Origin of the sequence: Actinomadura macra NBRC 14102, assembly GCF_001552215.1 — a bacterium.
Taxonomy (GTDB): Bacteria; Actinomycetota; Actinomycetes; order Streptosporangiales; family Streptosporangiaceae; genus Spirillospora; species Spirillospora macra.
This window is the reverse complement of the sequence record NZ_BCQT01000005.1, coordinates 115,891-130,426: the sequence shown is the minus strand read 5'-3', so window position 1 is coordinate 130,426 and position 14,536 is coordinate 115,891. Positions and strand designations below refer to the sequence as shown.

At 71.4% G+C, this 14,536-nt stretch carries 13 protein-coding genes and 1 riboswitch; of the genes, 10 read left to right on the top strand and 3 right to left on the bottom strand.

All coding sequences use genetic code 11. The features are described 5' to 3' along the window. Positions 1-28: 28 nt before the first annotated feature. Positions 29-796, top strand: a complete 768-nt coding sequence (locus tag AMA02S_RS08560; RefSeq protein WP_067454372.1) for a sulfite exporter TauE/SafE family protein — start codon at positions 29-31, stop codon at positions 794-796. Here AMA02S_RS08560 and AMA02S_RS08555 read toward each other — a convergent pair. Continuing rightward, on the bottom strand, positions 789-2,228 hold the full coding sequence (locus tag AMA02S_RS08555) for a glycoside hydrolase family 15 protein (protein WP_067454365.1): 1,440 nt from the start codon (positions 2,226-2,228) through the stop codon (positions 789-791). The two genes, AMA02S_RS08560 and AMA02S_RS08555, sit on opposite strands and share 8 nt — an antisense overlap. A 423-nt stretch (positions 2,229-2,651) precedes the next feature. On the opposite strand from AMA02S_RS08555, the gene sucC reads away from it, so the two are divergent. The 3 genes from sucC to AMA02S_RS08540 all read left to right on the top strand — a co-directional run bounded on the left by sucC (position 2,652) and on the right by AMA02S_RS08540 (position 6,831). Continuing rightward, positions 2,652-3,833 (top strand): ADP-forming succinate--CoA ligase subunit beta, encoded by a 1,182-nt coding sequence (gene sucC / locus AMA02S_RS08550; RefSeq protein WP_067454362.1) that lies wholly within the window; start codon positions 2,652-2,654, stop codon positions 3,831-3,833. A gap of 2 nt (positions 3,834-3,835) precedes the next feature. Then, positions 3,836-4,723 carry a succinate--CoA ligase subunit alpha gene (gene sucD / locus AMA02S_RS08545; protein ID WP_067454359.1) on the top strand — a complete coding sequence of 296 codons (888 nt, stop codon included), beginning with the start codon at positions 3,836-3,838 and terminating at the stop codon, positions 4,721-4,723. Between the two features lie 203 nt (positions 4,724-4,926). Beyond that, complete coding sequence (locus tag AMA02S_RS08540; protein WP_245667413.1) at positions 4,927-6,831, top strand: cell division protein PerM; 1,905 nt, start codon at positions 4,927-4,929, stop codon at positions 6,829-6,831. A 57-nt stretch (positions 6,832-6,888) separates the two neighbouring features. Here AMA02S_RS08540 and AMA02S_RS08535 read toward each other — a convergent pair whose 3' ends face one another. Next, positions 6,889-7,329 (bottom strand): hypothetical protein, encoded by a 441-nt coding sequence (locus AMA02S_RS08535; protein WP_067454356.1) that lies wholly within the window; start codon positions 7,327-7,329, stop codon positions 6,889-6,891. A gap of 93 nt (positions 7,330-7,422) precedes the next feature. On the opposite strand from AMA02S_RS08535, the gene purN reads away from it, so the two are divergent. The 4 genes from purN to AMA02S_RS08515 all read left to right on the top strand — a co-directional run bounded on the left by purN (position 7,423) and on the right by AMA02S_RS08515 (position 11,561). Then, entirely contained in the window at positions 7,423-8,151 is a 729-nt protein-coding gene (gene purN, locus AMA02S_RS08530) for a phosphoribosylglycinamide formyltransferase (protein ID WP_084264888.1), read from the top strand. After that, positions 8,132-9,694 (top strand): bifunctional phosphoribosylaminoimidazolecarboxamide formyltransferase/IMP cyclohydrolase, encoded by a 1,563-nt coding sequence (gene purH / locus AMA02S_RS08525; protein ID WP_067454352.1) that lies wholly within the window; start codon positions 8,132-8,134, stop codon positions 9,692-9,694. The genes purN and purH overlap by 20 nt, the downstream gene beginning before the upstream one ends. Positions 9,695-10,161: 467 nt before the next feature. Further along, the gene (locus AMA02S_RS08520) at positions 10,162-10,341 is read left to right on the top strand and encodes a hypothetical protein (RefSeq protein ID WP_067454350.1); all 180 of its coding nucleotides are present in this window, start codon (positions 10,162-10,164) and stop codon (positions 10,339-10,341) included. A 240-nt stretch (positions 10,342-10,581) separates the two neighbouring features. Continuing rightward, positions 10,582-10,667: riboswitch (ZMP/ZTP riboswitch) on the top strand. A 45-nt stretch (positions 10,668-10,712) separates the two neighbouring features. Beyond that, the gene (locus tag AMA02S_RS08515) at positions 10,713-11,561 is read left to right on the top strand and encodes a bifunctional methylenetetrahydrofolate dehydrogenase/methenyltetrahydrofolate cyclohydrolase (protein ID WP_067454347.1); all 849 of its coding nucleotides are present in this window, start codon (positions 10,713-10,715) and stop codon (positions 11,559-11,561) included. 119 nt (positions 11,562-11,680) lie between these two features. On the opposite strand, the gene AMA02S_RS08510 is transcribed toward AMA02S_RS08515, so the two are convergent. Beyond that, complete coding sequence (locus AMA02S_RS08510; RefSeq protein ID WP_067454344.1) at positions 11,681-12,415, bottom strand: FHA domain-containing protein; 735 nt, start codon at positions 12,413-12,415, stop codon at positions 11,681-11,683. Between the two features lie 290 nt (positions 12,416-12,705). On the opposite strand from AMA02S_RS08510, the gene AMA02S_RS08505 reads away from it, so the two are divergent. Next, positions 12,706-13,134, top strand: a complete 429-nt coding sequence (locus tag AMA02S_RS08505) for a DUF3017 domain-containing protein (protein ID WP_067454340.1) — start codon at positions 12,706-12,708, stop codon at positions 13,132-13,134. Between the two features lie 127 nt (positions 13,135-13,261). Further along, complete coding sequence (locus tag AMA02S_RS08500; RefSeq protein ID WP_067454337.1) at positions 13,262-14,479, top strand: NADP-dependent isocitrate dehydrogenase; 1,218 nt, start codon at positions 13,262-13,264, stop codon at positions 14,477-14,479. The last annotated feature ends 57 nt before the right edge of the window (positions 14,480-14,536 follow it).

The window sequence follows — 14,536 nt, the reverse complement described above, 5'->3', positions numbered from 1 at the left end:
TGCGCTTCTCACACACTCTGGAGCCGTCTTGCACGCGGAGCACGTGCTGTTGCTGTTGCTGGCCGCCGCGGCGGCGGGCTGGGTCGATGCCGTGGTCGGTGGAGGCGGCCTGATCCAACTGCCTGCGCTGCTACTGCTCAACCCAGGGCAGCCGGTGGCGACGGCGCTCGCCACGAACAAGCTCGGGTCGCTCGCGGGCACCTCGTCCGCCGCCGTCGCGTACCTGCGCAGGACCAAGCCCGATCTGCATGTCGCCGTCCCCGCGGCGGGGACGGCGGTCTGCTTCGCGGCCGTCGGGGCGCTGTGTGCGGCGGCGGTCTCCTCGAACGTGCTGAAGCCGGTCATCATGGTCGTCCTGCTGGCGGTCGCCGCGGTCGTGGTGCTCAAGCCGGATCTCGGACGGGCCCCCGCGCTGGTGCTGCGGACCCGGCGCAGGGTCGCCGCCGCGGTGCTGGTCCCCGGTGTGGTGATCGCCTTCTATGACGGCCTCGTCGGGCCCGGCACCGGGACGTTTCTGGTGATCGCCTTCACCACGCTGCTCGGCATGGACTTCGTCGTCGCCTCGGCGACCTCGAAGATCATCAACACCGGCACGAATCTCGGGGCGCTGCTGGTGTTCGCGGTGCAGGGGCATGTGCTGTGGGCGCTCGGGCTGGCCATGGCCGCGTGCAACATCATCGGCGCGCAGGCCGGGGCGCGGATGGCGATCAGCCGGGGGACCGGGTTCGTCCGGGCCGTGCTGCTGTGCGTGGTCACCGCTCTCGTCGTCAAGCTCGGCTACGAGCAGTTCAGCTGATCGGCGGGACGGGGAGCGGGTGCTTCAGCGCGGACAGGGTGAGGACCACCAGCGACGCCGTCCAGCCGAGGGGGGCGACCCCGGCGGGGCGGCCGGTCTCGCCGATCTTCTCGGGCAGGGCGCCGAGGGACGTGCGATGGACGGTGAGCCAGTCGAGGCGGCCCAGCGCCTCGTTGATCCGGCCCGAGGCGGCGGCGTTGAGGCCGAACAGTGCCGTCTCGGGCGTCCAGGCGACCAGTTTGTTACCCGCCCAGCGCTCGCCCGGCAGGACGCCGCCGTTCGGCAGCGACTGCTTGCCCGCGGCGTCGGCGACCGCGGCCGTCACGCTCGGATCGGGCGGTGCGAACGGGGGCGCGATGAAGGTGACGGAGGTGTCCATCAGGCCGCCGCGGATCGGCGAGCGCGGATAGCCGTACGGGGCGAACTGCCTGGCCACGGCGGCGGAGACACGGTGCGCGGCGGTCCGCCAGCGGGCGGCCTTGGCGTCGCCGCCGTAGTCGTCGGCGAGGGCCGCGGCGGCACGCAGGCCCGCGAGGACCGGGCCGACGACGCCGAGCGTGGGCCGTCGCGGGTCCTGCTCGCGCCCGCGGTCGCGTTCCCAGTAGTCGGACGAGGGGGGCGGCAGCCCTTCGGTGTCCAACGAGCCCGCGAGGTGGTCGGCGGCGCGCTGCACCATGGGCCACAGCTCTGGCAGATCCTCCGCGGCCGGGGTCTGGGCCCGGTAGAGCCAGCCCGCCCACAGCACCCAACCGAGCGAGTCGAGTTGTGGGTCGCGGCCGTCGGCGACGGCCGTCCCGTCGGGCCGGTAGCGGGCGGCCCACACGCCGTCCTCGTGCTGGACGCGGGCCAGGAACCGCAGGACACGCCGCGCTTCGGGCAGGTGGCCCGTCACGGTGAACGCGGCGGCGGCGAAGGCGGAGTCACGCGGCCAGCAGTACCGCCACGCCCCGTACCAGGACGCGAGGGACGCGCCGTTCGGGCGGGTGAGGAGCCGCAGGTCCAGCAGCGCCCGCGCCGCCATGTCGCGGTAGCGGTCCCCGTACCGGCCCCGCTCGACGAACCCGTCGCCCGGGACCGTGCCGTCCGCGAGCCAGGTGCTGTCGGCCCGCACCGCCGCGGCCACCTGCGGGTCATCGGCCGGGACGAGGGCGGACGTCTCGGCCCCGGAGGGGACGAGCCTGATCCGTCCGTCCGCGAGCCGGACGACCGAACTGTCCGGCAGGTAGCCGGCCCCTGGCGCCTCGACGGGGGACAGCGGGACACCGGTGATCGGCCAGCCGCCACCGCCGACGAGCCCCGGGCTGGCCCAGCCGGGACCCGAGGCGTTCGGGATGGTGGAACCGGTGGTCGCGACGAGCGTGGCGGCGACGAGCAGCGCGGCGGCACGCCGGAAGCGGCGCATGCCGCCCGGCACCGGGTGCTCGCCCGCCATAGCCGTCCGTTCCCCCTTCCGGCAGCCTCCGTACAGGATTGAGCGAAAATAAGTACATCAAACTACGCCATTCTGTTCATCCTCCTCAGGAGCCACTCGTGCCCTCCTCCTCGGGGCCGACACCCTTCGGTTTCCTGCACGCTGACCGACCAGGGGACCGGTCCCGGAACCGACCCTCGGAACCGGCCTGACAAACGGGCGGAAACCGGCTCCGGAACCGGCTGGAGAACCGACCCGGGACCGAGCCGGAACCGGCTTCGGAACCGGCCTGAGCGAAGCGGAACGGACCCGGGCGCATGACCATGGACCCGGGTTGACTAGGCTGCATCGACGGAGCGGACCGCAGAGTGCCGGCCGCACGGAGAACCGTGTACCCCCACTCGTGTGGTCATCAGGCTGTCGATCCGTTAAAAAGGACGCCTCGTGGACCTGTTCGAACATCAGGCGAAGGAGCTCTTCGCCGAGTACGGGGTACCGGTGCCCACCGGCAAGGTCGCCCATACTCCCCAGGAAGCCCGGGCCATCGCGGCGGAGCTGTTCGCCGCGGGAAGCTCGAAGGTCGTCGTCAAGGCCCAGGTGAAGACCGGTGGCCGCGGCAAGGCCGGCGGCGTGAAGCTGGCCGACACGGCCGACGAGGCGCAAGCACTCGCCGGCCAGATCCTCGGCATGGACATCAAGGGCCACACGGTCCACAAGGTCCTGATCGAGGAAGGGAGCGCCATCGCGCAGGAGTACTACTTCTCGTTCCTGCTCGACCGCGCGAACCGCACTTTCCTGTCCATCTGCTCCGTCGAGGGCGGCGTGGAGATCGAGGAGGTGCCGCACGACCGGCTCGGCCTCGTCCCGATCTCGCCGCTGACCGGCGTCGACCGGGCCAAGGCACGCGAGATCGCCGAGGCGGGCCGGCTGCCCGAGGAGGCCCTGGACGGCGCCGCCGAGCTCATCGAGCGGCTCTGGGCCGTGTTCACCGACGAGGACGCGACGCTCGTCGAGGTGAACCCCCTGATCCTTACCGCAGACGGCCAGGTCAAGGCCCTCGACGGCAAGGTCTCCCTCGACGACAACGCCGCGTTCCGCCAGGAGCACGACAAGCTGGAGGACAAGGCCGCGGCCGACCCGCTGGAGGCGGCGGCCAAGGCCAGGGACCTCAACTACGTGAAGCTGGACGGCAGCGTCGGCATCATCGGCAACGGCGCCGGCCTGGTCATGTCCACCCTGGACGTGGTCTCCTACGCCGGCGAGGGCCTCGGCGACGGCCAGCGGCCCGCGAACTTCCTCGACATCGGCGGCGGCGCGTCCGCCGAGGTCATGGCGGACAGCCTGGAGATCGTCCTGTCCGACCGGGACGTCACGTCGGTCTTCGTCAACGTGTTCGGCGGCATCACGGCCTGCGACGCCGTCGCCAACGGCATCGTCGCCGCCTACAAGCTGCTCGCCGACCGCGGCGAGAGCGTCAACCGCCCGCTCGTCGTCCGGCTGGACGGCAACAACGCCGAGCTCGGCCGCAAGATCCTGAGCGACGCGGGGCTGGCCGGCGTGCAGCAGGTCGACACCATGGACGACGCGGCGAGGCGCGCCGCCGAACTCGCAGCGGCAGGTGCATGAGCATGGCCATCTGGCTCACCGAGAACAGCAAGATCATCGTCCAGGGCATCACCGGGTCCGAGGGCTCCAAGCACGGTCGCCGGATGCTGGCCTCCGGCGCGAACGTCGTCGGTGGCGTCAACGCCCGCAAGGCCGGGCAGACGGTCGACTTCGACGGCACCACCCTCCCGGTGTTCGGCACCGTCGCCGAGGCGATGGCCGAGACCGGCGCCGACGTGTCGGTCGTCTTCGTCCCGCCGAAGTTCACCAAGGACGCCGTCGTCGAGGCCGTCGACGCGGGCATCCCGCTCTGCGTCGTCATCACCGAGGGCATCCCGGTACACGACACCGCCTACTTCTGGGCGTACGCCGAGTCCAAGGGCAACCAGACCCGCGTCATCGGTCCGAACTGTCCCGGAATCGCGTCCCCCGGCAAGTCCAACGCGGGCATCATCCCGGCGGACATCACCTCGCCCGGCCGCATCGGCCTGGTGTCGAAGTCCGGCACGCTGACCTACCAGATGATGTACGAGCTGCGTGACGTCGGCTTCTCGACCTGCGTCGGCATCGGCGGCGACCCGGTCATCGGCACCACCCACATCGATGCCCTCAAGGCGTTCCAGGAGGACCCGGACACCGACGCCATCGTCATGATCGGTGAGATCGGGGGCGACGCCGAGGAGCGCGCCGCCGCCTACATCGAGCAGAACGTGACCAAGCCGGTCGTCGGCTACGTCGCCGGGTTCACCGCCCCCGAGGGCAAGACGATGGGCCACGCGGGCGCGATCGTGTCCGGTTCCGCCGGCACCGCGCAGGCGAAGAAGGAGGCCCTGGAGAAGGTCGGCGTCCGCGTCGGCAAGACCCCGAGCGAGGCGGCCGTCCTGATGCGGGAGATCATGAAGAACCTCTGATCTCCGTTCGGCCACCGAAAGACGCCCGAGCCCCCTGAGGGCCCGGGCGTCTTTCGTCGTGGGCCGCCATCGGCTCGCCGAGTCGCCCGCCGGATATGACCGGGGCGCGTGCCGGTCCGCGCGGCGGCCGCATGCTGACGACAAAGACGACACGCCGGGCGAGGGTGCCGGTGGGGCCCGGACGTGATGCCAGCATGGAGCGCGTGAGCGACGTGAGCCCCGGAAAACGTGGCACCTCCGACAGGGCGGAGCCGCCCGGCGCGGAGCCGGCCGGTGCCGTGCGCGCTCCGCGCGCTCAGCGGCGCCCCGGCCCCGCGCAGGACAAGCTCCCGCCCCAGCCGCCCGGAGCACCGCCGCAGCCACCCGGGGTGGCGCGCCCGCTCTACGTGACCGGGCTGGTGGCGGCACTGTGGTGCATCGGCATCGGGCTCGCCGTCCTCACCACGGTCACGCTGATCGGCTGGATCGCCGCGCCGAAGACCGCGCTCGGCCACGGCATGTCCGGGGTGTTCCGGACGGCCGTCAACTTCTGGCTCGTGTCCCATCACGCGGGCTTCTCCACCAGCCACGGGCGGGTGGGGCTGCTGCCGCTCGGCCTGCTCGTCCTGCCCGGCGCGCTGCTGTACCGGGGCGGCGGGTGGATGATCCGCGGGCTCGGCCTGCCGGCCCGGCCACGCGTCGCGGTCATGCACGTCGCCGCCGCGCTGTCCGTCCCGTACGCGGCGCTGAACGGGATGCTCGCACTCGCCGCGTCGTCTTCGGCGGTGCGGCCGTCGGCCTGGCAGGCGCTGATCGCCTGCTTCCTCGTCGCGGTCATCGCCGGCGGTCTCGGCGCCGCGCGGGCCGTCGTCGCGGCGCAGGTCGCCGCGGAGGCCAAGGGGGAGCGGCTCCGGTCCGGGCTCGGGGCGCTGCTGCGGCTGCTGCCCGACCGGCCGCGCTCGCTCGTCATCGGCGTCGCCGGTTCGCTCGCCGTGCTGCTGGCCTCCGGCGCGCTGCTGGTCGGCGGCTCCCTCGCGATGAACATGCCGGACGCGGACGGCCTGTACGACATCCTCGCCCCCGGCATCGTCGGCGGTGTCCTGCTGCTGGTGGTCGAGCTGGCGTTCCTGCCGAACGCGGTGATCTGGGGCATGGCGTACGCGATCGGCCCCGGCTTCTCGGTCGGCGGCGGGACGAGCGTCTCGGCGACCGGGGTGTTCCTGGACACCGTCCCCGCGTTCCCGCCGCTGGCGGCCCTGCCCGAGCCGGGCCCCGCCCCGGCGATCTCGCTGCTGGCGCTGGCAGCGCCGTTCGTCGCCGGGGGCGTGGGCGGCGTCCTGACGATCCGTTCACTGCCCAGCCCGGCGTATGAGGGGGCTCCGCTGTGGGGGTTCCTGTCCGGGGCGCTGACCGGCGCCGTCGTGGCGCTGCTGGCCGCGCTGTCGGGCGGCCCGCTCGGCGGCGGCCGGATGGCGACCGTGGGCCCCTCGGCGTGGCAGATCGGGCTGATGGCGGCCCTGGAGGTCGGCATCTCCGCGGCCATCGCGGCGTGGGCGGCGAACTGGATGATCCTGCGCCGCCCGCCGGACGAGCCGTCCCGTCCGGCGAAGGAGCGCAAGGTGAGGCGCAGGGCCAAGTCCGAAACGGCGGGCAGGGCTGCGAAACGGACGGCGGGCAGGGCCGCGCGCAAGGCCAGGCCCGAGGCGCCCGCGGCACCGGCCGCGATGATGCCGATGGCGGCGCCCGTCCCGGACGAGACGTCCAATCCACGGGACGAGGCGTCCGCAAGCCCCGCGCCGAGGCCCTCCCCGTACGCGCCGAACCCACTGGAGTTCGAGGAGGCCGAGCCCGTCCTGGCGCCCCGCCGTCCCGCTCGCGCGAGGGTCCGCGGCCCGCTGCCCGACCTCGCCGAAGAGACGCCCGCCCCGCCCCCGCCCGCTCCGCCTCCGCCTCCGCCGAGCGACGGCACGGTCGTCCTGGAAGGCCACATCATGGACGAGCCCGACACCCCGGAGTACCCCGAACCCGCGGCCGCCGACCCCGTCCCGCCACCACGTGAGGACCCGGAGCGCACCGAGAACAGGGGCGGCGCCATCTACGTCCTGCGCGAGGAACCCAAGGCCGACTGACGTCCCACGTGTGGCCGGCGCCCTTGGGGCGGTCGTTGTTGCGCGGGCGGTCGTTGGTCAGAAGCGGACGCCTACGTCGTCCATCGTCCCGGACGGGAGGTGCAGCTTCTCCTCCATCTTCGGGTAGTAGTGCTCGCGGCACGCCTTCTGGTCGGCGTTGGTGTTGGAGCCGCTGATGCACTTCTGGTAGCCGTTCACCTCGGGCGCCAGGTACGCGGTCCCGGCGATGGCGATCAGCGAGATCGCCAGGCCGATCGCGCCCAGCACGATCCCCGCGGTGGCGCCGGGCGCGACGCCCCGGGCCTGCTTCGCCAGCCGCTGCGCCCTGATCCCCACCACCAGCGACGCGATGCCCAGCACAAATCCCAGGGGGTAGAAGAACAGGGCGGTCAGGAGGGCGAGGCCGCCGAGCCACAGGGCCCGCATGCCGGTCCGCTCGACGGGGGGCTGCCCGAGCGGTGCCGCCCCGCCGCCGCCCTGCCCGTGCGGCTCACTCACGTTCGCTTCCTCCCGACCTGTGGATCCTTGGGCGCCGAGCAGGGCCGATAGGCTTCGTGTCGATCCGAACAGCCCCACGTCCACCAGGGAGTCATGGTGTCCGCCCGGCTCGTCGTCCTCGTCTCCGGCGCGGGGACCAACCTACAAGCGCTGCTCGACGCGTGCGCGGATCCAGACTACGGGGCTCAGGTGGTGGCCGTGGGCGCCGACCGTCCCGGGACCGGGGGCGTTGAGCGCGCCGAACGCGCCGGGCTGCCGACCTTCGTCCTGCGCATCCCCGACTTCCCGTCCCGCGACCACTGGGACGCCGCCCTCGCCGCCGAGGTCGCCGCGCATGAGCCCGACCTCGTCGTGTCCGCCGGCTTCATGAAGATCTTCGGGCCGCGCTTCCTCACCTCGTTCGGTGGGCGGACGGTCAACACCCATCCGGCGCTGCTGCCGTCCTTCCCCGGCGCCCACGCCGTCCGGGAGGCCCTGGCGTACGGGGTGAAGGTGACGGGCTGTACCGTGCACTTCGTCGACGAAGGCGTGGACACCGGACCCGTCATCGCCCAGGAGACCGTCCAGGTGGGCTGGCATGACGACGAGGACTCCCTGCACGAGCGCATCAAGCAGGTGGAGCGCCGGCTCCTGGTCGACGTCGTCGGACGGCTGGCCCGTGACGGCTGGACGGCGCGGGGCAGACGGGTCTCAATGAAATGCAGGACCTGCGGAGATCCGTCCGTCAGTGATTCATCCGTTTGTGATTCATCCGACAGTGGTTCGTCTGACAGTTCAGCCCACACAGAGGGGAGCTCGGCCGGTGAGTCGGGTGGCGATTAGGCGCGCGCTGATCAGCGTGTACGACAAGACCGGGCTGGAGGATCTGGCCCGGGGCCTGCACGAGGCCGGAGTGGAGATCGTCTCCACGGGTTCCACGGCGGGGCGGATCGCCGCCGCCGGGGTGCCGGTCATGAAGGTGGAGAAACTCACCGGGTTCCCCGAGTGCCTGGACGGCCGGGTCAAGACCCTGCACCCCAAGGTGCACGCGGGCCTGCTCGCCGACCGGCGCAAGGACGACCATCTCCAGCAGCTCGACGACCTGGACGTGGAGCCGTTCGACCTCGCGGTGGTGAACCTGTACCCGTTCGCCGAGACTGTCGATTCCGGCGCGACGCCCGACGAGTGCGTCGAGCAGATCGACATCGGCGGCCCGACGATGGTCCGCGCCGCCGCGAAGAACCACGCGTCCGTCGCGGTCGTCGTCGACCCGTCCTCCTACGGGACGGTCCTGGACGCGGTCCAGTCGGGCGGTTTCACGCTGGAGGAGCGGCGCCGCCTGGCCGCCCTGGCGTTCTCCCACACCGCGTCCTACGACGTGGCCGTGGCGTCGTGGTATGCCAGCGCCTACGCCCCCGACCAGACCGCGGCCGAGGCCGGCTGGCCCGACTTCCTCGGCGCCACCTGGCAGCGCGCGAACGTCCTGCGATACGGCGAGAATCCGCACCAGCGCGCGGCCCTGTTCACCGAGGGCGGCGGCGGTGGCCTCGCCGGAGCGGAGCAGCTCCACGGCAAGGAGATGTCCTACAACAACTACGTGGACGCCGACGCCGCCCGCCGCGCCGCCTACGACTTCGACGCCCCCGCCGTCGCGATCATCAAGCACGCCAACCCCTGCGGCATCGCGATCGGCGCCGACCTCGCCGAAGCACACCGCAAGGCGCACGCCTGCGACCCGCTGTCGGCCTTCGGCGGCGTCATCGCCGTCAACGGGACGGTCACCGCCGACCTGGCCGGCCAGATCGCCGAGATCTTCACCGAGGTCCTGGTCGCCCCCGCCTTCGCGGACGACGCGATCGACATCCTCACCCGCAAGAAGAACATCCGACTGCTGCGCTGCCCGCAGGCGCCCGCAGGCGTCACCGAGTACCGGCGGATCGACGGCGGCGTCCTGCTGCAGACGGTCGACCGCGTCGACGCCCCCGGCGACGACCCGTCCGGCTGGACCCTCAAGGTCGGCGCCGCCGCCGACGAGGCCACCCTGCGCGACCTGGCGTTCGCGTGGCGAGCCATCCGGTCGGTGAAGTCCAACGCGATCCTCCTGGCCGCGGACGGTGCCACGGTCGGCGTCGGCATGGGGCAGGTCAACCGGGTCGACTCCGCCAAACTCGCGGTCGCCCGCGCCGGAACCGAGCGCGCCGCGTCCGCCGTGGGCGCCTCCGACGCCTTCTTCCCGTTCCCGGACGGCCTGGAGGTGCTCACCGCCGCCGGCGTCCGCGCGATCGTCGAACCCGGCGGCTCCGTCAACGACGACAAGGTCATTGAAGCCGCCGAGAAGGCCGGCATCACCCTCTACTTCACCGGCACCAGGCACTTTTTTCATTGAGTTTTCCTCGGCGTCAGGCGCTGGCGCGCCTTCCTGCAACGGAAAACTCGGCGATCGCTGTGTTGATCGCAGTGCCCTCGGCGGTCGGGCCTTGAAGGCCCTCCCTTCAACGGGCACTGCGGCGATCGCTGCATCGCTTTCGACTCGCCGCAGAGGGCTCGCTTCGCGATCAGGTTTTTGCTTCGCTCGAACCTGGCTTCTTACGCGATCGCAACGTTGAGGTCGTTGGTGGTTTCAGTTCGGGCTCTGACGTCGGCTGAGGCTCGGTCAGGTGGGGCGGCGACGTCGCTGTGACGGCTGCTGAGCTCTGACGGGATCGGTGTGGGCGGACGGCGGGGGTGGGCCCCGCCGTCAGGCTTTACCTTGTGGGCTGGCGGTTTCGCGGAATCTGGTTGGTAGCCTCGGCCTGGCCGCGCCCCTGACTCTCCCCTGTGCCCCCGCGCGGCGTCCGTAGTTGTGGAGGCCCGATGGACGTGGTGCTGACCTTCCTCGTGGGTTCGGTCGCCCAGACCGACGCGCTGCTCCTGTCGTCTCGGCAGGTGATCGGCCTGATCGCCGCCGCGATCCTGGCGATGCTCGCCGCTCAGCTCGGCTGGCACGGTACCGATCGTCTGATCAACTGGCGCCAGCGGCCCGACGAGGACTGACCGGCGCCTTCCCGCCTTCAGCGCCGGCCAGTCCCGCCTCTTACTGGGAGTTCCTGGGGTCGGTCTCCAGCATGGCACCGCCCCCTCTCCAGTCAGTGGCGGCGATATGTTGCTTTGGCGACCACCAACACAACAACTCGTCACGAGCCGAAGGTCAGCGGAGCCGCGCGCGGAGAGCGGTCTGCGGCCGCCGGCAGGGCCACTCGGCGGCGATTCCGTGAGCCGGTCGGCGGCTACGATGGCGTTCTACGCGACTGGCGCGGTCAAGGTGGATCACCACCGGGGAGCGAACGACAGTCCGGACACCGCGCGCCTGGGTGGACGGGCCCCCTAGCCGGGCCCGGTCCCCGGCGAACAGCGCGGAGGAACGCATGACGGCACAGATTCTGGATGGCAAGGCCACCGCCGCCAAGATCCGTTCGAACCTCAAGGAGCGCGTGGAGGCGCTGCGAGACCGCGGCGTGTCCGTGGGCCTCGGGACGATCCTCGTCGGCGACGACCCGGGCAGCCATTCCTACGTCAACATGAAGCATCGTGACTGCGCCGAGGTCGGCATCACGAGCATCCGCCGTGACCTGCCCGCCTCCGCGACGCAGGACGAGGTGGAGCGCGCCGTCGCCGAGCTGAACGCCGACCCGTCCTGCACGGGTTACATCGTTCAGCTGCCGCTCCCCAAAGGCCTGGACGAGCAGCGCGTACTGGAGCGCATCGACCCCGCCAAGGACGCCGACGGCCTGCACCCCATGAGCCTCGGACGGCTCGTCCTGATGCAGCCCGGGCCACTGCCGTGCACCCCGAAGGGCATCATCGAGCTGCTGCGCCGCTTCGACGTTCCGATCAGGGGCGCGGAGGTCACCGTCGTCGGCCGCGGCATCACCGTCGGGCGCTCGCTCGGCCTGCTGCTGACCCGCCGCACCGAGAACGCGACCGTGACGCTCTGCCACACCTCCACCCGCGACCTGGCCGCGCACACCCGCGCGGCCGACATCGTGGTCGCCGCCGCGGGCGTCCCCGGGCTGATCACGGCGGACATGGTCAAGCCGGGCGCCGCCGTCCTGGACGTCGGTGTCTCCCGGGTGGACGGCAAGCTCGCCGGAGACGTGGCCGCCGACGTCGGTGAGGTCGCCGGGTGGGTGGCTCCCAACCCCGGCGGTGTGGGCCCGATGACCCGGGCGATGCTCCTGGCCAACGTGGTGGAGGCCGCCGAGACCGCCTCCTGACCCGCTGTGACGCCACGCCGAGACCGCCGCCCCCCTGCACCCTGGGCGGCGGCCCCGGCGTGGTTCCTGCTCAGCGGTCACCCTCGCTTGCGCTGCCAGAGGGTGACCGCAGGTTCACCTCAACTGGCCCGCCGTCCGGCGGCGCTGTGCGCCGGCCGTCCCGGGCCCGTGACATGCCCCGGCCCATGTCCCGGGGTGCCCGGTCTGCGCGGTTCGGCGCCCCGGACCCCGGTGGTCCGCCCGTCCATCGGGCGGCCCTGCTGGGGAACGTGCACCGGCGGCAGCGGACGGACGAGGCCCATGGCGATGACCTCGTTGGCGAGCCGCGTACGCCGGTTGGCCCCCTCGGGGATGCGGAATTTCTGATACAGCCGTAGCAGGTGCTGTTTGACGGCCGCCTCGGTCACCACCAGCTCGCCCGCGATGTCCCGTGCGGTGGCGGGTGCCACGAACGCCTCGTCCGAGAGGGCGGGGCGGCAAAGTGCGGTCAGTACGTCGACCTCACGGCGGGTGAGCTCGGGTGCGACGGCACGTCGCAGCTCGACGTCCGGATCGACCTCCTCACGGGGGATGCCCCCCATCCGGCAGCGCGCCGTGCCGAAGCTCACGACGTCGCCGTCCTCCAGGACACGGCGGGCGATCGGCCTGCCGTTGACTCGGGTTCCGTTGCGGGACAGGCCCATGTCGACGACATATACGTATGGACCGCGTCGAACGATCTCGGCGTGCAAACGGGACACACTCGGATCATCGAGGCGTATGTCGACTCCTCTCCCTCTCCCGACCGTCGTAACGTCGGGGCGCAGCGGCACCACCAGCCCGCTGTCCTCGATCCGCATGAACGGCCCCTCCACGGCAGTCCTCCCAGCTAGTTAGCGACCCCTGTCCGACGGGTTACCCGGGCGCGTCACCGTCACACCCTCCTACTGGTGAGTAGGACCGATGGTGCAGGGCATCCAGGTCCCCGGGTGCCCCCTGCGTCCCATCCGTTTCCCTCGCCTGGTGGCGACCCCGGCCGCTCCCGGAATCCCGGACGGTCGCGGGCTCGTCCGGAAGAGCGCGGATGATGTCGTAACGCGACCCGAATGGCACTACCGTGAAGTGCCACCGAACCGCCCAAGTCGGCTTCCGATTCGGAGGATTCATGAGCACGGAAGTGCATCGGCGGAGACGTCGCGCGCCGCGCCGCAGGGGCGCCGCGCCGCACTGGCTCGGCCGGCTGCCCTATCTGCTCGTCCTCAGCGGCGTGGGGGCCGGGCTCACGCTGTGCGCGCTCAACTACTTCCGCAAGGGCTCCGGCCTGATGGCCGCCGCACTGCTCCTCGGGGCGCTCGCGCGGCTGCTGCTGCCGGAGTCGCAACTCGGTCTGCTCGCTGTGCGTAGCCGCTCGGTCGACTGCTGGACGCTCGTGATCCTCGGTGAGATGGTGGCGTTCGTCGCGCTGAGCATCCCCCCGATGAACAAGACCGGGCTCGTCCTCGCCGGGGCGTTCGGCGTGCTGATCGCGCTCGCGATGGCGGTGCGCGGCCTGCGGCTGCTGATCTCCGGCCGCCGGGACGGCCCGTCCGGCTGACGGGCGTCCGCCCGGGTGGGAAGCCCCCAGCCCAGGCCAGGTCTCGAGCTCGTCACGGCCTCGGCTAGCCTAGCCAGTTGAGCCTTACAAGGACTGCTGGCCGGTGTAGGAAAGGGACAGCAACGGCATGCCCAAGATCAAAGTAGCGGCCCCCGTCGTCGAGCTCGACGGCGACGAAATGACGCGGATCATCTGGAAATTCATCAAGGACCAGTTGATCCTGCCTTACCTGGACGTGGACCTGAAGTACTACGACCTGGGGATCGAGCACCGTGACGCCACGGACGACCAGGTCACGATCGACGCCGCCAACGCCATCAAGCAGTACGGCGTCGGGGTGAAGTGCGCCACGATCACCCCGGACGAGGCGCGCGTCGAGGAGTTCGGCCTGAAGAAGATGTGGCGCTCGCCCAACGGGACGATCCGTAACATCCTCGGCGGCGTGATCTTCCGTGAGCCCATCGTGGCCTCCAACATCCCCCGGCTGGTGCCGGGCTGGACGAAGCCGATCATCATCGGCCGCCACGCCCACGGTGACCAGTACAAGGCCACCGACTTCGTGGTTCCGGGCCCGGGCAAGGTGACGATCACCTACACGCCGCGGGACGGGTCGGAGCCGATGGAGTTCGACATCGCCGACTTCCCCGGCGGCGGCGTCGCCATGGGCATGTACAACTATGACTCCTCGATCCGCGACTTCGCCCGGACGAGCATGCGGTACGCGCTGAACCGCGAGATGCCCCTGTACATGTCGACGAAGAACACGATCCTCAAGGCCTACGACGGCCGGTTCAAGGACCTCTTCCAGGAGATCTACGAGGCCGAGTTCAAGGCCGAGTTCGAGGCCAAGGGCCTCACCTACGAGCACCGGCTCATCGACGACATGGTCGCCGCCGCGCTCAAGTGGGAGGGCGGTTTCGTCTGGGCGGCCAAGAACTACGACGGCGACGTCCAGTCCGACACCCTCGCGCAGGGCTTCGGCTCCCTCGGGCTCATGACGTCCGTCCTCATGACCCCCGACGGCAAGACCGTCGAGGCCGAGGCCGCGCACGGCACGGTGACCCGGCACTACCGCCAGCACCAGCAGGGCAAGCCGACGTCGACCAACCCGATCGCGTCGATCTTCGCTTGGACGCGGGGCCTGGAGCACCGCGGCAAGCTGGACGACAACCCCCAGCTCATCGGCTTCGCGAAGGCCCTCGAAGAGGTCTGCGTCGGGACCGTCGAGGCCGGTCAGATGACCAAGGACCTGGCGCTGCTCGTCGGCGCGGACACCCCGTTCCTGACGACACAGGAATTCCTTGAGGCGCTCGACACCAACCTCCAGAAGAAGATCAACGGCTGACGCCGTGCCCTCGAAGGGCCGTCCCGGAGGGTTCCGGGGCGGCCTTCCGTGTCCCCG